Annotated in this window: 19 protein-coding genes and 1 riboswitch; of the genes, 9 read left to right on the forward strand and 10 right to left on the reverse strand. The window is 33.7% G+C overall.

The features are described 5' to 3' along the window. The first annotated feature begins 230 nt into the window (after positions 1-230). Entirely contained in the window at positions 231-2,306 is a 2,076-nt protein-coding gene (locus tag LI_RS02735) for a sodium-translocating pyrophosphatase (protein WP_011526585.1), read from the forward strand. Between the two features lie 291 nt (positions 2,307-2,597). On the opposite strand, the gene mltG is transcribed toward LI_RS02735, so the two are convergent. Then, positions 2,598-3,782, reverse strand: coding sequence for an endolytic transglycosylase MltG (gene mltG / locus LI_RS02740; protein ID WP_011526586.1), 1,185 nt, complete (start codon positions 3,780-3,782; stop codon positions 2,598-2,600). Next, on the reverse strand, positions 3,779-4,207 hold the full coding sequence (gene ruvX / locus LI_RS02745) for a Holliday junction resolvase RuvX (RefSeq protein WP_011526587.1): 429 nt from the start codon (positions 4,205-4,207) through the stop codon (positions 3,779-3,781). The genes mltG and ruvX overlap by 4 nt, the downstream gene beginning before the upstream one ends. Positions 4,208-4,437: 230 nt before the next feature. Continuing rightward, positions 4,438-4,549, forward strand: a riboswitch (TPP riboswitch). 73 nt (positions 4,550-4,622) lie between these two features. Here ruvX and thiS point away from each other — a divergent pair. Genes thiS through thiF form a run of 4 tightly spaced genes read left to right on the forward strand, consistent with a single transcriptional unit; the run spans position 4,623 to position 7,431 of the window. After that, positions 4,623-4,823, forward strand: a complete 201-nt coding sequence (gene thiS / locus LI_RS02750; protein ID WP_015353743.1) for a sulfur carrier protein ThiS — start codon at positions 4,623-4,625, stop codon at positions 4,821-4,823. A 54-nt stretch (positions 4,824-4,877) separates the two neighbouring features. Beyond that, positions 4,878-5,660, forward strand: coding sequence for a thiazole synthase (locus LI_RS02755; protein ID WP_011526588.1), 783 nt, complete (start codon positions 4,878-4,880; stop codon positions 5,658-5,660). After that, the gene (gene thiH / locus LI_RS02760; protein WP_219335518.1) at positions 5,647-6,801 is read left to right on the forward strand and encodes a 2-iminoacetate synthase ThiH; all 1,155 of its coding nucleotides are present in this window, start codon (positions 5,647-5,649) and stop codon (positions 6,799-6,801) included. The genes LI_RS02755 and thiH overlap by 14 nt, the downstream gene beginning before the upstream one ends. A gap of 9 nt (positions 6,802-6,810) precedes the next feature. Next, entirely contained in the window at positions 6,811-7,431 is a 621-nt protein-coding gene (thiF, locus tag LI_RS02765) for a sulfur carrier protein ThiS adenylyltransferase ThiF (protein WP_011526590.1), read from the forward strand. A 41-nt stretch (positions 7,432-7,472) separates the two neighbouring features. On the opposite strand, the gene LI_RS02770 is transcribed toward thiF, so the two are convergent. The 3 genes from LI_RS02770 to LI_RS02780 all read right to left on the reverse strand — a co-directional run bounded on the left by LI_RS02770 (position 7,473) and on the right by LI_RS02780 (position 11,641). Further along, a complete protein-coding gene (locus tag LI_RS02770; protein WP_011526591.1) occupies positions 7,473-8,627 on the reverse strand; it encodes a VgrG-related protein in 1,155 nt (384 codons plus the stop codon). 87 nt (positions 8,628-8,714) lie between these two features. Then, positions 8,715-10,088: an MATE family efflux transporter gene (locus LI_RS02775; protein ID WP_011526592.1), complete on the reverse strand. Its 1,374-nt coding sequence runs from the start codon at positions 10,086-10,088 to the stop codon at positions 8,715-8,717. Positions 10,089-10,207: 119 nt separating this feature from the next. Further along, complete coding sequence (locus tag LI_RS02780) at positions 10,208-11,641, reverse strand: carbon starvation CstA family protein (protein ID WP_011526593.1); 1,434 nt, start codon at positions 11,639-11,641, stop codon at positions 10,208-10,210. 727 nt (positions 11,642-12,368) lie between these two features. On the opposite strand from LI_RS02780, the gene LI_RS02785 reads away from it, so the two are divergent. Continuing rightward, complete coding sequence (locus LI_RS02785) at positions 12,369-13,349, forward strand: TerC family protein (RefSeq protein WP_011526594.1); 981 nt, start codon at positions 12,369-12,371, stop codon at positions 13,347-13,349. 95 nt (positions 13,350-13,444) lie between these two features. Here LI_RS02785 and LI_RS02790 read toward each other — a convergent pair whose 3' ends face one another. From LI_RS02790 to LI_RS02800, 3 genes are read right to left on the reverse strand one after another with little or no spacing between them, the layout of a single operon-like run. Then, positions 13,445-13,927: an EVE domain-containing protein gene (locus LI_RS02790; protein WP_011526595.1), complete on the reverse strand. Its 483-nt coding sequence runs from the start codon at positions 13,925-13,927 to the stop codon at positions 13,445-13,447. A gap of 56 nt (positions 13,928-13,983) precedes the next feature. After that, positions 13,984-15,429 (reverse strand): undecaprenyl-phosphate galactose phosphotransferase WbaP, encoded by a 1,446-nt coding sequence (wbaP, locus tag LI_RS02795; RefSeq protein ID WP_011526596.1) that lies wholly within the window; start codon positions 15,427-15,429, stop codon positions 13,984-13,986. Between the two features lie 58 nt (positions 15,430-15,487). Beyond that, on the reverse strand, positions 15,488-16,591 hold the full coding sequence (locus LI_RS02800) for a glycosyltransferase (RefSeq protein ID WP_011526597.1): 1,104 nt from the start codon (positions 16,589-16,591) through the stop codon (positions 15,488-15,490). Between the two features lie 249 nt (positions 16,592-16,840). Here LI_RS02800 and LI_RS02805 point away from each other — a divergent pair, with 249 nt between their 5' ends. From LI_RS02805 to LI_RS02815, 3 genes are all read left to right on the forward strand, one after another. After that, positions 16,841-18,262: a sodium:proton antiporter gene (locus tag LI_RS02805; RefSeq protein ID WP_011526598.1), complete on the forward strand. Its 1,422-nt coding sequence runs from the start codon at positions 16,841-16,843 to the stop codon at positions 18,260-18,262. A 374-nt stretch (positions 18,263-18,636) separates the two neighbouring features. Further along, the gene (locus LI_RS02810) at positions 18,637-19,611 is read left to right on the forward strand and encodes a polyprenyl synthetase family protein (RefSeq protein ID WP_011526599.1); all 975 of its coding nucleotides are present in this window, start codon (positions 18,637-18,639) and stop codon (positions 19,609-19,611) included. A 26-nt stretch (positions 19,612-19,637) separates the two neighbouring features. Further along, on the forward strand, positions 19,638-22,616 hold the full coding sequence (locus LI_RS02815; RefSeq protein ID WP_011526600.1) for an AIR synthase-related protein: 2,979 nt from the start codon (positions 19,638-19,640) through the stop codon (positions 22,614-22,616). Positions 22,617-22,698: 82 nt separating this feature from the next. On the opposite strand, the gene rpoD is transcribed toward LI_RS02815, so the two are convergent. Continuing rightward, complete coding sequence (gene rpoD / locus LI_RS02820) at positions 22,699-24,471, reverse strand: RNA polymerase sigma factor RpoD (RefSeq protein WP_011526601.1); 1,773 nt, start codon at positions 24,469-24,471, stop codon at positions 22,699-22,701. Then, the gene (gene dnaG, locus LI_RS02825; RefSeq protein WP_011526602.1) at positions 24,461-26,191 is read right to left on the reverse strand and encodes a DNA primase; all 1,731 of its coding nucleotides are present in this window, start codon (positions 26,189-26,191) and stop codon (positions 24,461-24,463) included. The genes rpoD and dnaG overlap by 11 nt, the downstream gene beginning before the upstream one ends. Between the last annotated feature and the right edge of the window lie 205 nt (positions 26,192-26,396).

The following is a 26,396-nucleotide window of genomic DNA, read 5'->3' on the forward strand; positions in this document are numbered from 1 at the left end:
TCTAAAAAATCTTTATGTATCTTCTACTTGCAACGTATATATTTTTTTATTAATTTTTATTTCTTCTTAAAGATTACAAATAGTATCTAATAGTATCTTTTGAAGATATTTTCATATGTATATATAATGTAACTATAGTTTTCTATCTTAATATTTCCTGTATAGAAAACTATAATTATAGAATAAGTTAACAACTTTTACCTTTACCTTATGATAAGTGAGGCTTATAAATGTTCTTATCATTTTCTATAGTAATAGCATGTGGTCTTTATGCTCTATATTATGCCTACACCACCTCTAAACAGGTCTTTTCTGCTGATATAGGTACTGAAGAAATGCAACAAATTGCTGGAGCTATACAAGAAGGAGCTCAAGCATATTTAAACCGCCAATATAGAACTATTGCTATTGTTGGTATCATAATAACTATTCTTCTAGCTATCTTTTTTTCTTTCCTAGTAGCATTAGGTTTTGTTATTGGAGCATTTCTTTCAGGTCTTACTGGATTTATTGGAATGAATGTATCTGTTCGTGCAAATGTCCGTACAACAGAAGCAGCACGTTCTGGCCTTGCACCTGCATTAAATATTGCCTTTAAAGCAGGGGCTATTACTGGAATGCTTGTCGTTGGACTTGGTTTACTTGGTGTAGCTCTCTATTATGGCCTCCTTTCAATGTTTGGAGTAGATCAAAAATCTATACTTGAAGCATTAGTAGCATTAAGCTTTGGAGCATCACTTATTTCCATTTTTGCACGCCTTGGGGGAGGAATCTTTACTAAAGGTGCTGATGTAGGTGCTGACCTTGTAGGTAAGGTTGAAGCAGGTATTCCTGAAGACGATCCTAGGAATCCTGCTGTTATTGCAGACAATGTTGGCGATAACGTTGGTGATTGTGCTGGAATGGCTGCTGATCTCTTTGAAACATATGCTGTTACAGTTGTAGCAAGTATGCTTCTAGCAGCAATTTATTTTACAGGCAAACTCCAATCAATTATGATGATGTATCCTTTACTTATTGGTGGTGTCTGTATTATTGGTTCTATTATAGGAACAAAATATGTTCGCTTAACAAAAGACAATAAGATTATGAAAGCACTCTATCGAGGGCTTATTGCAACAGGAATTACATCTGCTATTTTAATTACATTGGTCACTACACTCCTTTTCTGGGATGTACCAACAATGTCTGCACAAGGAAAATCTTTTGGTATTATAAACTTATTATCATGTTCATTTGCGGGATTAATCATTACAGCATTATTAGTATGGGTCACTGAATATTATACATCTACAGTGTTTCGTCCTGTTCGTAGTATTGCTTATGCATCAACTACAGGACATGGAACAAATATTATCCAAGGATTAGCTATAGCCATGGAGTCAACAGCATTACCAGTACTAATTATCTGTGCTGGTATCGTCTTCACTTATGCTAATGCTGGTCTTTTTGGCATCTCTATCGCAGCTACAACAATGCTTGCTCTTGCAGGAATGATTGTAGCACTAGATGCTTATGGACCTGTAACAGATAATGCTGGTGGTATTGCAGAAATGTCAAATCTTCCTAGTGAAGTACGTACTGTCACTGACGCCCTTGATGCTGTAGGAAATACAACAAAAGCTGTAACAAAAGGATATGCTATTGGCTCTGCAGGACTTGCAGCCCTTGTGCTTTTTGCATGCTATACTGAAGAACTAGGTCGATTTTTCCCTTCTCTTAATATACACTTCAGCTTACAAGATCCATATGTCCTCATTGGTTTACTTATAGGAGGACTACTACCATATCTTTTTGGTTCTCTAGGAATGATGGCTGTTGGAAGAGCAGGTGCTGAAGTTGTTGTTGAGGTACGTCGTCAATTTAGTTCAATTCCAGGAATTATGGAAGGTACAGGAAAGCCAGACTATAGTTCTGCTGTTGATATGCTTACAAAAGCAGCTATTAAAGAAATGATTTTGCCCTCTATTCTACCTGTATTTGCACCTATCATTATTTATTGCATTATTTATTGGATTGGAGGACAAAATGCTGCGCTCTCTACACTAGGAGCAATGTTAATGGGAACTATTGTTACTGGGTTATTTGTAGCAATATCTATGACATCAGGTGGAGGTGCATGGGATAATGCAAAAAAATATATTGAGGATGGACACCATGGTGGTAAAGGTTCTGAGGCACATAAAGCTGCTGTAACAGGTGATACTGTTGGTGATCCTTATAAAGATACTGCCGGACCAGCAATTAACCCAATGATAAAAATTATTAATATAGTAGCACTGCTTCTTCTTCAAGCTCTTGCTTAAGTAGATAGTATTAAAAAAATCCTACCTAAAAAAATCTCTCCTAATATGGAGAGATTTTTTTACACCTATAGCTCATCATTATACATTAACTAACAACATGAATATGCTACTAAATCTACTCTTATAATCTAGTGAAATATATAAACAAATTACTGCTTGTACTCTAAACACAACTGTAATGACAAAGGTAGTAATAATAACTTATTATAAGATGAAAAATATTTTAATCATAGTACAATACAGTTATATAGATAAAAAAGAGGAACTAGCAATCCTAAAAAGTAAAAATAATTAAGATGGTGGTACTGTTTCTTTTAGAGGCAAAAGATCTTCTTGAACTTTAGAAGGAGCTACACCTCCATGAATTAATGAACCAGTATCTCCTTTTCTTAAAGGAAGTTGGTATATTTTAACCATTCTATTATGACTGTCCAAATTTGTACTAAAAACATGTGATCCATCACCACGAGCAACAAAATAATAGTAGTTGTGCTCTTCAGGATTTAATGCTGCTCGAATACTATCAAGACCTGGAGATGCAATAGGCCCTGGAGGTAATCCTTTATTCACATATGTATTATATGGATTATTCTTATCTTGTAATTGACTACGACGTAATTTCCCATCAAAGTTTTCCCCTAAGCCATAAATAACTGTAGGGTCAGCATATAATGGCATTCCCACAGCAAGCCTATTTGTATAAACACCAGATACTTTACGACGTTCACCTGGGAAATGTGTTTCTTTTTCAATAATTGAAGCAAGAATTAATGGCTGCTTAATAACAGAAGCATTTCTAAAGCTTGGACGCATCCCATTTGGCCATAGTGGAGCTGTTTTCCTCCAAAATGTGTCAATTAACCTTCCAACAATAATTTTCGCAGATTCAACGTTTTGTTTAAATGGACGTGCTAAGAGATATGTATCTGGAAATAAAAAACCTTCTGCATTATGAAATGGTATCCCCCAATATCTCAGAAACTCAGGGTCATGAATGACTGTTTTAAAATCTTCAAAACGAACAAATCCTGCTTTTTCTAGACGTTTTCCAACTTCCCACCAAGGAAGTCCTTCTGGAATAGTTATTCTATTAAGAAGTGGAGAACCAGTTACAAGGTAATCAAGAAGAGCTTGTGGCGTCCATCCTGTATTAATAAGGAATCGACCACTCTTTACTTTATCACTCATTCCCTTCCATTTAGCAAGTATTTCAAACTTATTTACGTCTGTAATTGCACCTATATCTTGAAGATATAAAGACAGTACATGAAACTTTGTTCCTGGAGGAATAGCTATTTCTATCTCCTTACCAGGAGTAGAACCAGGCGTATCTAAAAAAGAAAAAATTTGATATCCAATAAATCCAATAACACAAATAAATATAACAAAAATAATTAATAATAGCTTAAGCCATAAGCTTGAGGAGTTGCCAGGTGGTGGTCCTGAATATTCGAACTCTCCAGTATTAAAACTCATACTTGAACACGCTCACTTTCAGATTGGTCCAAAAATGATTGTAAAATACGAACAGCAGCCTGTTGATCAAGAACAGATTTTATCTTATTTTTTCTGTAACCGACAGACTGAAGATCCAACTTTGCTTCGTAACTACTCAATATTTCTTTCATTAAAAAGACAGGAAGCATTATTTTATGTTTCAATCGTTTGATAAAATTTCTGACCTGACGTGTAATAAGTGTTTCTGAGTTATCAAATAAAACAGGTAAGCCTACAACTAGTGCATCTGGAGACTCTACATAAATTAGTTCAACTAATTTTATAAAAAACTCTTTTTGTGTTGTCATTATAATTGATTGTTTTGGAAAAGCAAAAACCCCCATAGAGTCACTAACAGCTATCCCTGTATATTTTGTTCCATAATCAATAGCAACATATTTCATAATCTGTTATTAGCTTATGACTTCAATTGAAGCAAGTCATTATCAATCTTTGGTATAACACCAGCTAGATAATAGAATAATAAAAAAATCTCATTATACAATTATACTAACCACCCCTAACAATAAATAACTATTTTATTCGTTAATAGTTATAAATAATTGGATTTTTATAATTTAAAATTAAACTCTATGTATATAACAATTTACAACTGCTATTCTTCACGTTAAACTTATATTGTTAGGGGAGCCTAAATGACAAACAAGGCTGAGAGTGGGATGGACCCTGACCCTTGGAACCTGATGTAGTTAATACTACCGTAGGGATAGCATAATAGTTAACTATTTATGTATGATAATCAAACGTCCATCCACAAATTGGACGTTTTTTACTTATATCTATCTTTAGGATAATATTATGAATATCACAGTAAATGGAAAACCTATTATATGTAATGAACAAAGTACTATTACAGACCTTCTTCTCCAACTACAACTTTCATCTGATACTGTTATTATAGAAAAAAATAAAGAACTTATTCCTACTAAACATTTCTCTTCAACAATCCTGGAAGAAAAAGACACTCTTGAACTCTTACATTTTGTTGGGGGAGGTTAAAAAGCTTTATATAGACTATAGAACTCTTTTTTATTGTAATATGTTGGAGTAATAATGCAAGATGATACTTTTCAGCTCGGGAATGTTAAATTAAAAAGTCGATTATTCCTTGGAACAGGGAAATATGGTAATGATGCTATAATACCTGATATTATTAAATCCTCTGGAGCTGAAGTTATAACAGTAGCACTACGACGTGTGGAACTAGACAATAAGAAAGAAAATTTTCTTTCTTATATTCCTCGTACAATACAACTACTTCCCAATACCTCAGGAGCACGAAATGCTAATGAGGCTATACGGATAGCTCGTATGGCACAAGCTGCTGGCTGTGGAAACTGGATAAAAATTGAAGTTATCTCAGATTCTAGGTACCTTCTTCCTGATGGATATGATACAGCAAAAGCAACTGAAGTTCTTGCTAATGATGGATTTATTGTATTACCATATATGAATCCTGATCTCTATGTTGCTCGAGATCTTGCTAATGCAGGTGCAGCAGCAATAATGCCTTTAGGTGCTCCTATTGGCACAAATAGAGGATTAATGACAAAAGAAATGATTCAAATACTTATTGAAGAAATAAAACTTCCAATTATTGTTGATGCAGGGATAGGCAAACCTTCTCAAGCTTGTGAAGCAATGGAGTTAGGAGCTGCAGCTTGTTTAGTTAATACTGCTATAGCTACATCTGATGATCCTATACTCATGGCTAAAGCATTTGGGAATGCAATACAAGCAGGAAGAGAAGCATGGCTTGCAAAAACAGGACCTGTTCTTACAGGCAAAGCTTCTGCATCTTCCCCTTTAACAGGTTTTTTAGATGACTCCTATTAATTCTTTCTATCATACATTATGCAAGTGGCCTCCTAACCAAATACAGAACATGTTCAACTCTGTTACAGAGTCACAAGTATCGCATACATTAAATCTAGCAGAAAGAGGTCTATCACTCTCCATAGAACACTTATTAATATTACTATCGCCTACTGCAACTTCTTTTCTAGAAAAAATGGCTTCTATTGCTCAAGAACAGACAATCCGATATTTTGGAAAAACTATACAACTTTTTACTCCTCTCTACCTCTCTAATTTTTGCATAAATAATTGTAAATATTGTAGTTTTAGCGCAACTAACCGTATAAAAAGAATACAGTTAACAATTGAAGAAATCGAAAAAGAAGCTGCTGCTATTGCTGCAACTGGGCTTAGACATATTTTACTCTTAACAGGTGATGCTCCATCTAAAGCAACTATAGCTTATCTTAAAGAAGCTATTCAATGTCTTAATAACTATTTTCCTAGCGTAGGAATCGAAATTTATGCCATTGAAAAAAAAGAATACGAATTGCTTGAATGTACTGGAGTAGATTCTATGACGTTATTTCAAGAAACATATAACGAAAAACGTTATATGGCACTTCATACTAAGGGAACTAAACAAAATTTCCGTTTTCGTTTAGAAGCACAAAGTAGAGCTGCATCTGCAGGCATTCGCTTTATAACACTTGGTGCACTATTAGGCCTAGACCACTGGTGGAGAGATATATTTTATGTAGGCCTCCATGCAAATTGGTTACAAAATGAATATCCTGGAGTGGATCTTACTATCTCTGTACCTCGGATACGCCCTCATGAAGGATATTTCTCTGATTACTATCCTGTATCTGATAAAAACCTTGTACAAGCTATTCAAGCTATACGACTATTTTTACCAACATCTGGTATTATTCTTTCAACACGCGAAAAACCCTCTCTCAGAGATAGATTAATATCTCTTAGTGTTACAAAAATGTCTGCAGGAGTTTCTACTGCTGTAGGAGGGCATACTGATCATCATATAGCAAAAGATAATATTGCCCAATTCGAAATTGCAGATACACGCTCTGTAGAGCAAATAATTACAGCAATAAAAGCAAAAGGTTATCAACCTATTTTTAAAAACTGGATAAAATTATCTAATGCACCTATGCATTAAAGGAATAACATGTCTACCTTTCATTGGAAAAATGTTATGGATGAGCACTTACCTGAATCACTGCAAACAAAGCTTTCTAATGCTACTATAGGTATAGCAGGTGCTGGAGGACTAGGTTCAAACTGTGCGGTATTACTTACCCGAACAGGAATAGGTCATTTAGTCATTGTTGATCATGATATTGTTAGTGTTTCTAATCTTAACAGGCAACAGTATTTACCATCTCATATTGGTATGCCAAAAGTTGAAGCACTAAAAGAAGTTCTTCTTAACATTAATCCTGGGTTAAAACTTACAATATATCAACAATACATGAATCCTAACAATATCTTAACTCTATTTGAAGACTGTCAGTTTGTTATAGAAGCAGTAGACAATGCTATCACTAAAAAAATGCTTGTAGAAACACTTATTACTGTAGATTATACTGTTATATCTGCATCAGGTGTTGCAGGATGGGGTGGGCTACCTATGACACAAAAACAGCTAGGCAAAAAACTCTTAGTAGTTGGAGATCATACCTATGGAGTATCTTCTATAAATCCTCCACTAGCCCCTCGTGTTAATATGGCTGCTAGTATGCAGGCAGATGCTATACTTTGTGCACTGCTCAATACTAAAAACGACTAATATCTATCAATACCCTTTACCTATCTTATTAAAAGATTATATTAAACTATAGTCTTATTAGGCTGTAACATAGCTAATGCCAGATTCTTTTCATCTTGCATTCTACGTAGTGCAGATGCTTGTATTTCAGCTGTTGAAGAGCCAAAAAGTGTACCTCTCAACTCATAAATACTTTTAATAAGTTGTTGTTCCTCTTGGTCACCAATAGATTGTCCTTCAGAAATACCAACCATATTAGCAGACTGAGTAAAAATTCTTACAGCACCTGAAGGTCCATGCTGAACTGCTGTACTCCATAAAACTTCATGCATTGCTGGAGACAAAGATTCTACTTCATATCCTGCTGCTTTAATACCTTTTAAGGCAGGTTGATAATGACTTTCAGAAATAAAACGTTTTTGTAAATCCTCAAAAAGTTCGGGTTGTTCTTGAGCTATAGATCTCCATACTTGCGGCATTTTCCCATCACGACTACCAGTGTCAGCAGGTCCTGCACTTTTTAACCGTGCTGCTATATTAGGATTTTCTCTCTCAAGAAACTTTATAAATTGATCCATACTTCCTGGCTTTGATGCTATTTGATACTTCCCATATGAAGTTCCACCAGTTCGATCATAACCTATAGCAGAAATACCTTCATTTCCAGATTCAAATCGAGCAGAAAGCTGCCCTATCCTTGTTTCATTTTGTATAGTTTTATTTAGAGTTATATTAGCTGTATTTAATTCTGTTTTACTTCTACTTATTGTCTGTTGAGTATTCATTCCCCCATGTTTTCTATTTAATGCTATATTACGGGCAGAAAAAATAATATCTCTTTTGGCATCAAGAGGAATCCCTTTACTAAAAGGGATCCCTTTATTTTCTTTATGAAGTGGTATCCCAGATACAGCTTGAGTTAATGGTACACTATTTTTATGTTGTTGATTTTGAGGTAATATAGACTGCATCACCATTTCATTTTGCTGATGTTGAGCCTCTCCCATTGCCAATCCATTAGCAAAAAGGCGAGAAATTACATTTAACCCTTTTGTATCTTTACTATTTTCTTGAGTTTCTACTGTTACTTCAGAAGTTTTTCCAACCATTTCTGAAAAAGATTCATTGTCAATTTTTTGTCCTGAAGTTCTCTTAAAGACTTTCGCATGTTCTGGTGATGTACCGCCAAGAATAAATGGTGACTTGGCTATAGACATATAATCCCCCAAAAGATGATATTCTTATACATTAGAATTTAACATGCAAATTTTAGGCCTTAATATATAACTTAGTATAAAAATAGATTATAATCCCTTACTTACCTTCTTATAAAATTTGTGCTCAAGAATGGTTACTCTCCATAAACCAAGAACACCTGCTAAAGAAAGCCCTCCTAATAGTGCTAACCAAAAACCAGTTACTCCCATTGGCTCAACAAACCAATTTGTTCTCCCAAGGATGTATCCTACAGGTATTGCAAAAAACCAATAAGCAAAAAGTGTTATATAGAACACTGTCTTTGTATCTTTATATCCTTTAATAATACCCATTGTGATTGCTTGTAATGCTTCAAAGCATTGATTGATAGCAGTAAAAATCATTAAAGAAGTTGCTACTTTTAATACTTCAACATCATTATTATAGATTCCTGCTATTTCATAACGAAGTGTAAGAATAAATATAATAGAGCATAATGCAATAAATAATCCCAAACTTAGAGAGACAAAGCTGACACAATGTAACATTTCATATGAATGCCTGCCAATACTATAACCTGTACGAATTGTAGCAGTAATAGCAAGCGAAAATGGAATCATAAAAAGAAGTGCACTAAAATTTAGTGCTATTTCATGTCCTGCAATAATTGTAACACCTAGAGGAGCAACCAATAAAGCAATAATAGCAAAAGATGTTACTTCAAAAAAAACACCAAGAGCTCCAGGGAAACCAATACGTAACAATTGCCATTGTGTTTTTTTATCTATCCATTCAACCCAATTTTTAAACGATAAAAATCTTCGAACATCTGGTAGAGTCATTGCATAACAAAAAATAACAAAAAACATTACCCAATATACTATACCTGTAGCAAAGCCTGATCCAACACCACCAAGAGCAGGTAGACCACACTTACCAAAAATAAAAATATAGTTTAAGGGAACATTAAAAAGAAGGCCTATAAAACCTCCAATCATTGATGGCCTCATAAATGCCATACCTTCAAAATAACACCGGATAACAACAAAATATAAAAAGCCTGGAGTTCCCCAGGCAATAGCCCTTAAATATTGACCTGAAAGATCAGCTAATTGTTCCTCTAATCCTAATTTCCCCATCTGAAAAGAAAGAATATATGCAATAAAGAACAATGGTAAAGATAAAAAAGTAGCAAGCCATATCCCCTGACGTAGGACATGACCAATATGTTCAGTGTATCCTTCACCTCTCCACTGTGAAATAACCGGATGTAATGCCTGTAGTATCCCTTGAAAAAAAAGAATTAAAGGAACCCATATAGAACTACCTAAAGCAACAGCAGCCATATCCATGGCACTTACATATCCTGTCATAACCATATCAACAAATCCCATTGCAGTCATAAATATTTGTGCAAGGACTATTGGAATAGTAAGTTGAATTTGAGTTTTTAACTCTCTAAAATAATACTGTTTTTTCATCACACACTATTTAAAGAAGAAATTAAGAGGAATGGAATATAATATCCATACCTCTTAATATTACTATATTTTTCAATGAATTCAATAAAAAGATATTGATAAAATCCCATTCAGCTAGTTTAACTATCAATAGGTTCATCTGGTTGGCGTTTACGTCCTACTGTCAGTAATGTTATCCCACATAATACACTAAATGTGATCGCAATAATATTTGACAAGTCATAAGAAATACCAAATCCCATATTTTCCTCAAAACAAATATAAGATACACAGACTGCTGTCATAAACATTGCAGGAACAGTAGCAATCCAATGAAAACGTTCACGATGGAGTAAGTAGGCTGCTGCAGCCCAAAGAACAATTGCCGCAAGTGTCTGATTAGCCCAACCAAAATATCTCCAAAGAATTCCAAAAGACATAAAATTCAGAGCAACACCAATAGCAAAAATAGGAATTGTAAGTAGTAGACGATTTTTACCTGATGCCTGATCAAAACCAAATGCATCAGCAATTGTTAATCTTGCAGAGCGAAAAGCTGTATCACCTGATGTAATTGGGAGTATAACCACACCAAGAATCGCTAAGGTACCTCCAACTGTTCCCAACAAAACTTTTGAAACCTCGTCAACAACAAGTGCTGCATTACCTTCAGGACCTAGTGCAGCAGCTAATGCTGAAGAATTTTCATAGAAAGACATTCCTAACGTAACCCAAATAAGTGCAATGACACCTTCGGCTATCATTGCTCCAAAAAATACAGGCCGGCCATATCTTTCGTTAGGAAGACATCTTGCCATCATGGGAGATTGAGTAGCATGAAAACCACTTAATGCCCCACAAGCAATTGTAATAAAAACCATAGGCCAAATAGGTAATCCTGCAGGATGTTGGTTAATCAAGTTAATACTTGGATAAAACGGATATCCTTTAACTATTAACATCACTAAAAGACCAATAGCCATAAAAACAAGTAATAAAGCAAAGTATGGATAAATAAGGCCAATAAGCTTATCTATTGGCAATATCATTGCAAGAAAATAATATGCAAAAATAATAGATACAAAAAACATTGCATCAATACCTGTCAATTTCTCAAGAAGCCCAGCTGGACCAGCAACAAAAACTACCCCTACAAGGATAAGTAATACAACAGAGAATACCTGCATAAGGATACGAATTGTAGAACCAAGATTATATCCTACAATATCTGGAACAGACTTACCATTGTACCTTAAAGACATCATCCCTGAAAAGTAATCATGAACAGCTCCACCAAATATAGAACCAATAACTACCCAAAAAAGAGCAATAGGACCATAAAGAGCACCAAGGATAGGCCCAAAAACTGGTCCAAGGCCTGCAATATTTAACAATTGGATCAAAAAAATTTTAAATGGTCCCATCTTAACATAGTCAACACCATCGAACATTTTATATACAGGTGTAACTCTAGAGTAATCTGCACCAAATATACGCTCTACTACCTTCCCATATATAATATACCCTAAAAACAAGGCAATTAACGAAAGAAAAAAATATACAATTGAGGACATGTGGTCTCCATTAAAGCCGTTTCTATTTTATTAGACTATATATAGTTAGTTACCTTATAGTTAACTTATTAATTAGATTAAAACAAAATTAGATTAAAACAAATATATATTAATTTCTAAAAATAAGCCCCCCCTTCACAACATAAAACCTGAATTAAGTAAAGAAAAATAGTTTTCTCAGCTTTCTGAATAAGAAATTATATTTTACAAAAATAAAAAAATAACTCTTTGTTCACGACAAATTATATCTGTAAAAAAGTCTAGGATAAATGTAGATAAGATAAAATACTACTCTGGCAACCCATTAAAATAAAAATTAATGAAAAAGCTATACAACACTAACTAAAAAAATTCATATAATCCTTTTTCATTATAGTATATCTATCTAAAACTAAAAATAAATCTATTAAATAATAGCTACTTAGATTATTCATTATTAAAACCAAGTATATTCAATATAACTACTCCATAATAAATGTATTATTTATATTGTAATTAATAAAACAATAATATCTTATTATACTATTACAGTATAACTGTAGATAATAGTTAATTATACATATATTCTAATTATATTTAGAGTAATATTTAATTTATTTACCTAGATCTTTACTAACAATTTATATAATAATGTAACATATATTATTAACAGGCTCTATCATTATAGAAGATATGACTTATCTTAAGCTCTAGTTCTATTTACTCATGCATGAAAAGGAGTGAGCTCATGCTAGGTGAATATTCCATTACAGAAATTATAATTTTTTTAATAATTATAGTAAGTTGTTTATGGTTTGACTTACATGCACATAAATCTGATAAAGTTATTTCGGTAAAAAATGCTTTTTTATGGTCTAGTATCTGGATCTCTCTTGCGCTTTTATTTGCTATCTATATTGGGTGTATGTTTGGCCTTGAAAAAGCACAACTTTTTCTAACTGGATATTTACTTGAAGAGTCACTCTCTGTCGATAATCTATTTGTTATTATGGCTATTTTTGCCTCTTTTTCTATAAAAGATGAAATGCAACATAGAGTACTTTACTATGGAATACTTGGTGCATTAGTTATGCGACTTCTTTTTGTGGCTGTAGGCAGTTCACTTGTTACACTCTTTGGTCCTTATGCATTAGCTAGTTTTGGTATTTTTGTACTATGGACAGCATGGAAAATGTGGAAAGAGCAAAAAAAGAAGCATAGTGAGATAATAGATTACTCTAAGCATTGGTCTGTTAAAATAGCACGTTGGTTAATGCCTGTTCATCCTCAGCTAGATGGACATAATTTTTTCATAAAAGTTTCAGAGCATAATAGATTGATTTGGAAAGCTACACCACTTTTCCTTTGTCTTCTTGTAATTGAATTCTCAGATGTGATGTTTGCTTTTGACTCTATTCCAGCTATTATTGCTATTACTCAAGAACCATTCCTTATATATACAAGTAATATTTTTGCTATACTAGGACTACGTTCTTTATATTTTCTTCTTGCAGCAGCCAAACGCTATTTACGTTACCTTGAAAAATCTATTATTGTTATTCTTGCCTACATTGGATTTAAAATGTTACTTGATGTCGTAGGAATTATACATATTTCACCACTAGTTAGCTTAGGAATTGTTATAATTTGTTTAACTATTGGCATACTAGCATCTCTGTTCATTCCTCAAACGACTACTCTTTCTCATAACAATACTATTCATACATAATTTTACTCTAGAGAAGTATAAAGCTTAATTGCTTTTAAATAATGATAAGTTAAACTAGTTACATATTTTCTTTAATACTAAAAAGAAAGATATAATCAATTAGTGTTAGCTTTCTGAATTTCGTCAGCCAGTCTAATAATATTATTAAAATGTTCTTGAGAAACAGGTTGAATAGAAAGTCGACTTCCTGCCTTCAAAAGTTCCATCCCTGAGAGATCATGCTGTAATCGCAATAAATTTCTTGGAATAGTTGGATGAAATACCTTAACCAACTGAACATCGACCATATACCATCTTGGATTTTCTGGCGTAGCTGATGGATCATAATGATCATTTTCTGGATCTTGTGCTGTATGATCAGGATAACTTTCTTTAACCACTTTAACAATACCAGCAATTTCAGGTAATTTCCCACTATGATAAAAAAAGCCAAGATCTCCTATTCTCATTTCATCTCTCATAAAATTTCTTGCCTGGTAATTTCTTACACCATCCCAACTTGTTGTTTGATTTGGTGCAGACTGTAAATCATTGATTGAGTAACAATCGGTATCACTTTTAAAAAGCCAATACTGCATTTCTATTTCCTTTATTCTTTGCTATAATGTACTGATTTATAAAAAAGAGAAAGGGATCAATATGCACCCTTACGTTTAACTACAACAGGAATTGTACGAGCTAATATAACAATATCTAACCATACTGACCAGTTAGAAATATAATACCAGTCTGTTTGTACACGTTGATTATATGTTAAATCATTTCGTCCAGATACTTGCCATAATCCTGTAATTCCTGGACGAACCTTTATATACAAAGCATAAGCATCGCCATAGCGGGCTACCTCTTCTTCTACAATTGGACGTGGGCCAACAAGACTCATATCTCCTAGTAGTACATTCCATATTTGAGGAAGTTCATCTAAGCTTGTTCGTCTTAACAACTTACCTACCTTTGTAATTCTTGGATCATACCGTAACTTTTGATCAGCTTTCCATTCATTTCTTAATTCTTCATTTTCATCTAAAGTTTTTTGTAAGACTTGTTCTGCATTTTGGACCATAGTACGAAACTTCACTATCCAAATAGGCTTACCCTCTCGACCAATACGTAATTGCCTAAAAAAAATAGGCCCTGGTGATTCCAACCGTATCCAAATTGCAATAAAACAAATGAGTGGGAAAGTAGCAATACCTATAATAATAGATAAAATAAGATCTATACACCTTTTAACAACTAGCTTTCGTGGATCAAGCAAATTTTGTCTTACTTTCAAACAAAGGAAAGAACCAATTTCTAAAGGACGAACCCATAGAGGAATACCACACTTAAAAAAATCTTCAGAAACAAGGATAATGGAAGAAAACAAAGTTGTGGCTACCTTCTCAAGCTTTGTATGGTATATGTCATCTTTTGATAAAAGAACAAATGCACAGCTTCTTGGATGGTTAGATACAAATTGTTTAATTTTTTGCTCTGTCTCAAGGTACATTAAAGAAGGTTTTAAATATCCATCGGAAGTCTTATCCTCTTTATCTTCTATTGTTTGATTTATAGAATACGCATAGCCCATAGGTGTTAAACCAAATTCTGGATGTTTTACTAAATATTTTTGAATCAATGAAAGAATACTACCATTGCCCAAAAAAATTGTTGGTATTCCCCACCAAGATTTTCTTGAAAAATACTGCCTAACATTACAACGAATGACAGGAACAACAATTAAACTTGCCATCCAAGAGGCCATATAAACAAGACGAGAAGGAAGATCTGCTCTAAAAAAGAATAAATAAATAGCAATACAAAAATAAGCTAATGAAACTGAAAGACTCAAACTTTTCACCTCTTCAGGAAGAGGTGGAGGCGTAGCATCATAAAGTTCCTTCATATAATTAACAAAAATAGCTACAAGAAGGAATAATAATAAGGTCCAATGTTGTGAAAATTCGACTGGTGTAAAAATATTCCGTATATATGCAGCAATAATAACTGTACTTAAAAGTGCTATACAGTCTGAGCATACTAATATTAGTGTACGCCTTGTCGTGAAGTTTAAAAAAAACTTTTTTACCTTAATCATATTGTAATGAATGAACTATATATTAGTATAGCTAAGGTTAACTAAAAATATAAAACAATTATTGTATGTTATCCTTACTAGCACATAAGTTATCAACAACTTTTGAAAACGCTTGATGAAATTGAGTCTCACTAAATTTAGAGGCATGTTTTACAAGCTGCTGAGTATTAATGGTATGTTCATGTTTTTCAAAATACTCAATAGCCTTTAATAAAGCTTCTGGTGTTTGTTCATGAAAGAAAAAACCTGTTATACCATCAGAAACTGTTTCTGATGCCCCTCCTTTGCTATAAGCAATGACAGGTCTTCCTGATGCCATAGCTTCTATAGGAACTATACCAAAATCTTCTTCCCCAGGGAAGAGTAGTGCACGACAACCAGCTAGTAATTTAGCCCTTTCGTCCATAGAAATTTTACCTATAAAAATAACACTTGGACCTGCCAGTTGTTTAAGTTTTGTATATGCATCTCCATCACCAGCAACAATTAATTTACGACCTGTTTCCGATGCAACTTTAATAGCCAAATCTACCCTCTTATACTCTACAAGCTGACCAAAACATAGGTAATAATCACCAACATCTCTTGTGGGTTTAAATAGGTCAAGCTCAACAGGTGGATAAATAACAGAAGCTGAACGTCCCCAGCAACGTTGCACACGTTGTGCTACTGTATGAGAATTTGCAAGAATAATATCAGGGTGTACCGCAGAACTTATATCCCACATCCGTAAGTAATGAAAAATAGGACGAATGATAGTTCGTGTTACTATACCTTTATTCTCAAGATAAGTGTGATAACAGTCCCATAAATACCTCATGGGAGTATGACAATAACATATATGTCGAGCAGAAGAATGAACAATAAGTCCTTTTGCAGGGCCGGATTCGCTGGAAATTATTAAATCATACCCCCGAAGATCAAGCTGTTCTAGAGCTAAAGGCATAAGCGGAAGATAATACTTATAGTACCGAGTTGCAAAAGGAAGACTATTAATAAATGTAGTATAAATAGTCTTATTTTTTAATAAAGGTGAAAGTTGATCCTTATCTACACAGTGAGTAAAAATATCCGCTTGAGGGTAAAGACGACAAAGAGACTCAATAACTTTCTCTCCTCCTCGCATTCCTATAAGCCAATAATGAACAATAGCAATCCGCATATTACCTCTTTGTCTCAGAACTTACTCACTCTCTTCTTGCTCTAACTGTAGAGATTGTTTATTGTATGTAAAACATTTCATAAAAACAATGCATAGTTTTATATAACATCGTTATTCTCACATGTTAATTATGATGGTAGTTATGGTTATATTATAATAATCAAATTGTTATAGTTAGTTAGTATTCTGAAAAAATTTAACTCTTTTTTTCTTACTTACTACTGCAAATTATACTTATAAGGAGCAAACATGAAGCTATTCCATGTTCTCTTCCTAGTACTTACAATATTATTCTTCATACCATTTAGTGTATTAGCTGCAACTGGACACTACGAATTACATGGCACAGAACTTTCAATAATATGGGTAATACCTTTTATTTGTATGCTTCTATCAATTGCTCTTGGACCTCTTATAATTCCTCACTTCTGGCATCATAACTTTGGGAAAATTTCTGTCTTCTGGGGACTTGCCTTTCTCATTCCCTGTGCTGTTATATTTGGAATACCTCTAACAGCTTATCAACTCTTACATACAATATTCCTTGAGTATATTCCATTTATTGTCTTACTTCTTGTACTCTTTACAGTAGCAGGAGGCGTTCGTCTCAAAGGTCACCTTATTGGAAAACCAATAGTCAACACAGGACTTCTTTTTATTGGAACTATATTAGCAAGCTGGATGGGTACTACTGGTGCAGCAATGCTACTTATTCGTCCACTCATTCGTGCAAATGAACATAGAAAATATGTTATACATTCTGTAATATTTTTTATTTTCCTTGTAGCCAATATAGGAGGTTCCTTAACTCCACTAGGTGATCCTCCCTTATTTTTAGGCTTTCTTAAAGGTGTTCACTTTTTTTGGACAACAACACACCTCTTTCCTATGACAGTTATTCTTTCTATCCTTTTACTTACTATCTATTTTATACTTGATAGTATATTATATAAAAAAGAAGGCTCTCCTTTACCTCAAAATATATCAGATAATCCAGGTCAGTTAGGAATTGAAGGAAAAGTAAATCTTATACTTTTACTTTGTGTAGTTCTTACTGTATTAATGTCAGGAGTATGGAATCCTGATATATCTATCAACATCTATGGAATAAGCATAGCTCTACAAGACCTCTCTAGAGATATTATACTCCTATTATTAACAGGAATATCTCTCAAGCTGACAAAAAAAGAGTCTCGAAAACTTAATGGATTTTCTTGGGAACCCATACAAGAAGTTGCAAAACTCTTTATAGGTATTTTTATTAGTATGATTCCTGCAATAACTATCCTTAGAGCTGGAGAACATGGTGTCCTTGCTCCGGTTATTGAACTTGTTTTTAAAGATGGACAGCCTGTTAATAGTATGTTTTTTTGGCTTACAGGTATTCTTTCATCCTTTTTAGATAATGCTCCAACTTATCTAGTATTTTTTAATACAGCCACAGGTGATGCTACTCATCTAATGGGGGAATGGGCAAAAACTTTATGTGCTATTTCTGCTGGCTCAGTATTTATGGGGGCAGTTACTTATATTGGGAATGCACCTAACTTTATGGTTCGTTCTATTGCTGTAACACATGGAATATCTATGCCAAGTTTCTTTGGATACATGTTATGGTCTATTTGTATCCTTTTCCCATGTTTTATTTTACTTACATGGCTCTTTTTTTAATGTATGTTATCTTTTCAAAAAGTATTGGTCTAACCACTTATAATCTTTTCTTAATAATGCAAAGAAATAACTCAATCATAGTTATTTCTTTGCAAAAAAGTTTGCTAGTGTACCATACTTAATACTTAATATATGTTATCACAGTATACCATTAGTATCTATAATAAGGTAAGGTATTATTATCAAAATACAATGAATAAAAATAATCTTCTTTATAAGAATGATGTTATCATTACATTAAATACCATGAATTATAATTGAATACCTATAGTAAATTTTGCTTAGTAAGATAACATCATCTGTATTAATTAAAGTAGTATAAAAACCATAATATAATATATAATGATACTAACACATACCCTCACTAATGTTTTATGAATATCTATACTACTTATATAGAACAAGAGCTGCCTTACATTAATGCTGCTATAAAAAAAAGCATAGCAGAACTCCCTTCATCTATTCAGCCTGTAGCTGAACATATTCTTCTCTCAAAAGGTAAAAGATTACGTCCAATGCTTACTATCCTCCTCTCTCGACTTTTTGGTTATAATGAGGATGATATCTATCCATTAGCAATTTCAGTTGAGTTTCTTCATGCAGCGACATTACTACATGATGATGTATTAGATAATGCGCTATTAAGACGTAATACTATTACAGCTCATAACCTCTTTGGGACTGTTTCTACTATACTTGCAGGTGACGCACTGCTTGCAAAAGGCAATTTACTTGTAGCAACCTATGGATGTCAGAAATGTATCCTAACGATATCCCAAGCTCTTTACCAAACAGCACATGGTGAAATTCTTGAGATATATAATCAAGGGGAAATATGGGAAAACAAAAATATTTATTTAGAAATTATTACTGGAAAAACAGCTTGGGTTATTCAAGCAGCTTGTAAAGTTGGTGCACTGAAAGCAGGTGCTACTCCACAACAGGTGGATGTTGCTGCTTTATTTGGCTATAATCTTGGTATTGCTTTTCAAATCATAGATGATGCATTAGACTTCTTACCTTCTAAAGATACAGGCAAACCTGAAGGAGGAGATATACGAGAAGGCAAATTTACACCACCACTTTTTTACTATTTAAAAACACTTTCTTTAGAAGAAAAAAATATATTTATAAAAAAATTTCAAACTCATAACTTTACAGATGAAGAGATACTTACTATTACCAGGGTCATCCATGAACAAAATTTTGATCAAAAAACACGGGAATTAGCCAATGTTTATTTTCAAAAAGCTTTAACAAATTTAGAATTATTAACTAATGTTCCCAAGCCTGAATACAAAACCATACTCATAGAATGCCTCAATTACATCTCTACAAGAACCTCATAAATATCCTTTTTTATCAGGAGAAATAAATGCTTCATCGTATTAGCGTGGGATTATTATCCCATATCGATGATACTATTGGCCAAAAAATAGCTTCATCTATTTATCAAACACTTTCTTTTCCTGTTACTACAGCTAACTTAATAAAAGTATTCACAATAGAAGGGATACAGAAAGAACAGGTAAACCAACTTATTACTCAAAATGTATTACATGATCCCATCTTACAATATGCTTCACTTTCACCTTCAGAAAGTAATGCAGATTGGATAATAGAAGTACGTTTCCGTCCTGGAGTTACTGATAATGAAGGTCACACAGCTAGAGATACCTCTGCACTTGCATTAGGAATAGAGAATCATGAAATATTAGCTGTATACACATCAAACCAATATCATTTATATGGTACACTTACAGAACAACAAGTACATCGTATTGCAACTGAATTATTATCTAATACACTTATTCATTGTTTTGAAATAAAAAGTCGACAAAATTGGAAAAACAATCCAGGATTCCCAGCTAAAACAGCAAAAGTTACAGGTATAGCTAATGATACAGTCATAACTATTCCACTTTCTTCTATGAATGATGCAATGTTATTACATGCTAGTAAAGAAAGAACATTAGCCTTATCTCTTGAAGAGATGCAAGTCATTCAACGTTGGTTTATGCAGCCTGAGGTAAAAAAAGAAAGAGTTGCTATTGGATTAACACCTGATCCTACTGATGTAGAAATAGAGATGCTTGCTCAAACTTGGTCTGAACACTGCAAACATAAAATTTTTGCTGCACAAATATCTTATAAAGATTTAGAACAAAATTCTCAAGAAGTTATTAATAGTCTCTATAAAACATATATCCAAAATACAACTGACATTATTAGAGCTCAACTTGGTGACAAAGATTTTTGTCTATCTGTTTTTAAAGATAACGCTGGTGTTGTTGCTTTTAATGATACACATGACGTCTGTATTAAAGTTGAAACACATAATAGTCCCTCAGCGTTAGATCCTTATGGTGGTGCACTTACAGGTATTGTTGGTGTTAATAGAGATCCTATGGGTACAGGTCTTGGTGCAGAGCTTGTTTGTAATACTGATGTATTTTGTTTTGCTTCTCCCTTTCATAGGGAGCCTCTTCCACCTCGCTTACTACACCCACGTAGAATTTTTGAAGGTGTTAGAGAGGGTGTGGAACATGGTGGGAATAAATCCGGAATCCCTACTATAAATGGCTCTATCGTATTTGATGATCGCTTTCTTGGTAAACCTCTTGTTTTTTGTGGCACTATTGGCATTATCCCTTGCATAATTAACAATAAAAAAGGGTATGAAAAAAAAGCTAATGTAGGCGACTATATTATTATGGTAGGAGGACGCATCGGGAAAGATGGAATTCATGGAGCAACATTTTCTTCAGAAGAACTACATGAACAATCTCCTGTTACTGCGGTACAAATTGGAGATCCTATTACTCAAAGAAAAATGTATGACTTCATTTTACATGTACGAGATCTTGGGCTCTACTCAGCTATAACAGACAATGGTGCTGGAGGCCTTTCTTCGTCTATAGGAGAAATGGCTCAAGATACAGGAGGATGTCATATTGATCTTTCTAAGGCACTATTAAAATACGATGGGTTATGTCCATGGGAAATTTTACTTTCAGAAGCACAAGAAAGGATGACAATTGCTGTACCAAAAGAAAATATTCAAAAACTTTCTTCTATTGCAAAACATATGGGTGTTGAAATTTCCATCCTAGGTGAATTTACAAATAGTGGATATTTTCATGCTACATATGGTTCAAAGACTGTTGCATATCTTAATATGGAATTCCTTCACCATGGAGTACCTCAACTAACACTCAATGCTCAATGGGAAAAACCTTATTATCCCAATAATAGAATAGAATCTGTAGGTATTGACCAATCTATGTTCCTTCATACCATGCTTGGACGGCTTAACATCTGTAGTAAAGAGTATGTCATTCGACAGTATGATCATGAAGTACGTGGAGGTAGTGTTATAAAACCTCTTATGGGTGTAAAACAAGATGCACCTATGGATGCTGGTGTATTACGACCTATTTTAAATTCAGAAACTGGACTTGTTATTAGTCATGGTATCTGTCCTAAGTTTAGTGACTATGACACATATTGGATGGTAGCAAACGCTATTGATGAAGGAATACGTAATGCTGTAGCTGTTGGAGCTGACCCTGATCGTATGGCTGGTGTAGATAACTTTTGTTGGTGTGATCCTATTCAGTCTGAGAAAACACCTGATGGCTTATATAAACTTGCTCAGCTTGTAAGAGCATGCAAAGCGCTATCTACTTTCTGTTTACACTATGGTGTACCATGTATTTCAGGAAAAGATTCAATGAAAAATGATTATATAGGAGGGGGAATTAAAATTTCTATTCCACCAACATTACTTTTTTCTGTACTTGGAATAATAGATGACATCAATAAAGCTATAACATCTGACTTTAAAAAGCCTGGAGATCACATTTATATTGTAGGCGATACAGCATGTGAACTTGCTGGAAGTGAACTTGCTAGTGAACTACATATAAGCTGTAGTAGTGTACCTCAAGTACATGCTATTCAAGCTAAGTCTAACTATCGTAAGATATATAGCGCCATACAAAAAAAATATATTACATCCTGCCATGACCTATCTGATGGAGGTTTTGCTGTAGCACTTGCAGAAATGTGTATAGGTGGGCGCATAGGATGTCATGTTGAACTTGATAGAATACCTACTATTGAAAATCTATCAGTAACAGAACTGTTATATAGTGAAACAGCAAGTAGACTCTTACTTACTGTTTCTCCAGATAATATAGCACCATTTGAACAGCTAATGGGTGGCAGTGCAAAATATTTAGGAAGAGTTGTCGAGCATTCACAATTGATTATAACAAATGGCAATACTATAATTATTGATACACCTGTTGAACAACTTGCAGTATCATTTAAATCTACATTAAATTGGTAATAAAAGAAAAAAGACAAAAATCTCAAAGTACTATGTACTTAGTTTTTGTCTTTTTTCTTTTTATGTTAGCATTAGCACAATATTAACTATCATAAAATGAACGTAACACTTGACTACGTACAGGATGACGCAACTTACGTAGAGCTTTTGCTTCAATCTGACGAATACGTTCACGAGTAACATTAAAGAGTTTACCAACTTCTTCTAGTGTATGATCAGATTTTTCTCCAATACCAAATCTTTTTCGTAAAACCTGTTCCTCACGAGGTGTCAAGTCAGCAAGGACAGAAGCAATTTGTTCAGAAAGCTTTGTGTTTACAACCTCTTCAGAAGGTGCTACAGCTTTTTTGTCTTCGATAAAATCACCTAAACTTGAATCTTCTTCATCACCAATTGGTGTTTCTAACGAAATAGGTTCTTTAGCTATTTTTAGTACTTTCTTCACCTTATCTAAAGGGTAGTCCATACGTTCTGCAATCTCTTCTGGGGTTGGATCTCTTCCGAACTCTTGAACAAGATAGCGTGAAGTTCGTATCAACTTATTAATAGTCTCAATCATATGTACAGGAATACGAATTGTACGTGCTTGATCAGCTATTGCTCGAGTAATTGCCTGACGAATCCACCAAGTAGCATATGTTGAAAATTTATATCCTCGTTGATATTCAAATTTATCTACAGCTTTCATCAAGCCAATATTACCTTCTTGAATAAGATCAAGAAACTGTAATCCTCTGTTTGTATACTTCTTAGCTATACTTACAACAAGACGGAGATTTGAACGAATAAGTTCTTGCTTAGCACGCATTGCAGCATTATTACCCCGCTTAATACGCCAAAGCACCTCCTCAAGATCTACAACGTTGTGACAACACTTTTCCTGTAAACGTTGTAATATTTCTATTTTCCCAAGTATCATTTCTTTGTAAGAGAAAAGCTCATCTACACCCATATTGAGTAATAATGCAGCATCTCTAGGACTTAATTCACGTGCATCTAACTTTGTAAACAAGTCTTTAATTTCATCTTGTGTTTTCCCGGTTGAAAGAAGATATGCTGAAAGTTCCCTTTGACAATTATGCATTTGACGGACATAATCTTCAACTGTTTCAATAATTCTATCTATAAGTGTCTTTTCTAACTTAATATCACGTAAACGAGTAACAATTTCTTCTTTAAATTGTAAAATTTCTTTTTGAATACCTGCCACACGACGTTCCAGTGTACAACACTCGTCAAGTTTAAGATAAACCTTACGTTTCTTTTTAAAAATTTGACGAATTTCTTCTAACAGAAGAATAACCCTATTTCTTTGGCTCATTTCATCTTCACTAGGATCATCTTCTTCAATAGTTTTGACAACGTCCTTAAGTTTAATTCTATTAAGTTTAAGATCTTCACCTACACTTATAAGTTCTTCAACAGCAACAGGAACTTCTACAAGAGCATACAATACATCTTGCTCGCCTGTCTCAACCTTTTTAGCAATAACAACTTCACCATCACGATCTAAAAGAGGCACAGCACCCATTTCACGTAAGTACATTCGAACAGGATCTGTACTTCGAGAAGAAAAATCTGCTACATCCTCTGTATCAACTAAATCAAAACAATTTTCTGAAGTATCCCCATCTGTTTCGGGGGAAGTTACTGTTATTTTTTTTCCTTCCTTCTCTGAATCCACAATAACAATTTCAAGTTGATCAAAAATACCTATGATCTCTTCAAACTGTTCTGGTGTGTTCATATCTATTGGTACAGCTTTGTTAACTTCTTCAAAAGTTACAAAACCAGCAGCCTTACCTTTAGCAATAAGTGTACGTATTTGTTGGATTTCTTTAACGTTATTCCCCATGTGTCCTCTCCAAAGTTTCCTGAAGGGCGCGTAAATATTTCAAATCAGCTTCAAAGCTACTTGTTTTTCCAAGCTTTAATGCTGCTGAAACAGAAGCAGACTGAACAGTCATATGCAATGCTTCTAACATAGTTTGAATAGCTTCAAACTCTCCCTCCTCATTATCTAAAGGTGGAACATCACCTGTACGACATTGAACCCAAAAAGTTTTTTCTTGTGAGTTTAAATACTGCATTATATTATCCTCAGAATATTCTTCTACTTTTCCCCATAATTCTTTGGCCCAAGTTGTATTAAGAACAAGATGTGCTCCCTGCTCTTTTAGTTTGTCTAACATATGGGGATAGCGCACTAGAAACATTAAAATTTGTTTATCCCTTGGTGTAGTTTGAACTAAAGAATGAGATATTGCTGCAGACTGTGTTACCTTCTTCTTAATAGAATGCTTTATATCTGCCACATATTCTCTTAATTCACTCTCTGCCAGACCTAATCCTGTTGATAGTATTGACGTAAAACGACTTACTATTTCTGGTAATTCAACTTGTTTTAAAAAATTTTTAACCCAATCGATAACATCACGAGGAGCCCTAGTTTTAAGTGATTGTATACAAAACTGTAGCCCTTCAGACGCGTCATTTTTTAACTTCTCAAAAAATTCTTTTCCATAATTTTTTATAACACTATCTATATCTTCACCTTCAGGAAACAAAACAACCTTACAATTTAAACCTTTTGTCAAAAACATTTCACAAGCTCGCAGTGCTGCTTTACGACCTGGAGCGTCTCCATCAAATAAAATCTCAATATTTGATGTAAAACCTGAAATACGTTTTACTTGTTCAGAAGTAAGAGCTGTTCCTAACACACCTACAGCATTAGTATACCCATATTGATGAAGTGTAATAACATCCATATATCCTTCAGTAATTAATATAGACTTCCCTGAACTGATACTTTGCCTTGCTTGTTGTAAGCCATATAGTTGATCTCCTTTTTTATAAAGCAATGAATCACTACTATTAATATATTTTGCTGTATCTTCATCTCCAATAATACGTCCACCAAATGCAATAATATTTCCTGATAAACTAGAAATAGGAAACATTAATCTCCCACGGAAACGGTCATAAAACTTCCCATTAGAAGCTATACCAACTAAAGCTGCTTCAACTCCAAATTGTTCATGAAATCCTGCACGTTTTAAAGCTCTTACTAAAGTATCCCAATCAGATGAACTCCATCCAAGGCGAAAATATTGAGAAATTTCATCAGAAATTCCCCTTTTTTTCATATATTCTCTACACTCTTTTCCTATTTCACTATGAAGATTATTTACAAAATGTGTTGTAGTAAATTCATATATCTTTAATAGTTGACGTCTATTAGTATGAACTTTCTGTGATTCATTCCCAAAAGTAGAAAATCTAGTAAGAATAACACCTGCTTCTTCTGCTAATTGTTCCAAAGTCTCTCGAAAACTTAATCCATTTATTTGGCTATAAAACGTGAATATATCTCCTGAGGCTTGACAACCAAAGCAGTAAAAAAATCCATCCTCCTCACTCACAGAAAAAGAAGGTTTTGTCTCTTGGTGAAAAGGACATGGTGCAACCCAACGTGAACCATTTCTATGAAGTTTCACATATTGACGGACAATATCTACTATGTTCAGGCGTGACTTAATCTCTTGAATAGCCTGAACATTTTTCTGACTCATAACTTTGTCCTACTTTTATATACTTTTATGTATTATACGAAAATTGGCAGCATGTTACAATAGTTATACATTTATATCTCTCCTTACATTATACTGTAGTGAGTAAATAATACTCTATAACCATTATAAAAGAACTAATTATTATTAATATTACAATATAACTTTAACTAGTTAATAAAACTAATTAACATGTAACATACCAAAA

This window comes from Lawsonia intracellularis PHE/MN1-00 (genome assembly GCF_000055945.1).
GTDB classification, from domain to species: Bacteria; Desulfobacterota; Desulfovibrionia; order Desulfovibrionales; family Desulfovibrionaceae; genus Bilophila; species Bilophila intracellularis.

Bases quoted from the DNA above. Each gene is read 5' to 3' on its own strand.
- LI_RS02735 (WP_011526585.1), top strand. From the start codon at position 231: ATGTTCTTATCATTTTCTATAGTAATAGCATGTGGTCTTTATGCTCTA.
- mltG (WP_011526586.1), bottom strand. From the start codon at position 3,782: ATGAGTTTTAATACTGGAGAGTTCGAATATTCAGGACCACCACCTGGC.
- ruvX (WP_011526587.1), bottom strand. From the start codon at position 4,207: ATGAAATATGTTGCTATTGATTATGGAACAAAATATACAGGGATAGCT.
- thiS (WP_015353743.1), top strand. From the start codon at position 4,623: ATGAATATCACAGTAAATGGAAAACCTATTATATGTAATGAACAAAGT.
- LI_RS02755 (WP_011526588.1), top strand. From the start codon at position 4,878: ATGCAAGATGATACTTTTCAGCTCGGGAATGTTAAATTAAAAAGTCGA.
- thiH (WP_219335518.1), top strand. From the start codon at position 5,647: ATGACTCCTATTAATTCTTTCTATCATACATTATGCAAGTGGCCTCCT.
- thiF (WP_011526590.1), top strand. From the start codon at position 6,811: ATGTCTACCTTTCATTGGAAAAATGTTATGGATGAGCACTTACCTGAA.
- LI_RS02770 (WP_011526591.1), bottom strand. From the start codon at position 8,627: ATGTCTATAGCCAAGTCACCATTTATTCTTGGCGGTACATCACCAGAA.
- LI_RS02775 (WP_011526592.1), bottom strand. From the start codon at position 10,088: ATGAAAAAACAGTATTATTTTAGAGAGTTAAAAACTCAAATTCAACTT.
- LI_RS02780 (WP_011526593.1), bottom strand. From the start codon at position 11,641: ATGTCCTCAATTGTATATTTTTTTCTTTCGTTAATTGCCTTGTTTTTA.
- LI_RS02785 (WP_011526594.1), top strand. From the start codon at position 12,369: ATGCTAGGTGAATATTCCATTACAGAAATTATAATTTTTTTAATAATT.
- LI_RS02790 (WP_011526595.1), bottom strand. From the start codon at position 13,927: ATGCAGTATTGGCTTTTTAAAAGTGATACCGATTGTTACTCAATCAAT.
- wbaP (WP_011526596.1), bottom strand. From the start codon at position 15,429: ATGATTAAGGTAAAAAAGTTTTTTTTAAACTTCACGACAAGGCGTACA.
- LI_RS02800 (WP_011526597.1), bottom strand. From the start codon at position 16,591: ATGCGGATTGCTATTGTTCATTATTGGCTTATAGGAATGCGAGGAGGA.
- LI_RS02805 (WP_011526598.1), top strand. From the start codon at position 16,841: ATGAAGCTATTCCATGTTCTCTTCCTAGTACTTACAATATTATTCTTC.
- LI_RS02810 (WP_011526599.1), top strand. From the start codon at position 18,637: ATGAATATCTATACTACTTATATAGAACAAGAGCTGCCTTACATTAAT.
- LI_RS02815 (WP_011526600.1), top strand. From the start codon at position 19,638: ATGCTTCATCGTATTAGCGTGGGATTATTATCCCATATCGATGATACT.
- rpoD (WP_011526601.1), bottom strand. From the start codon at position 24,471: ATGGGGAATAACGTTAAAGAAATCCAACAAATACGTACACTTATTGCT.
- dnaG (WP_011526602.1), bottom strand. From the start codon at position 26,191: ATGAGTCAGAAAAATGTTCAGGCTATTCAAGAGATTAAGTCACGCCTG.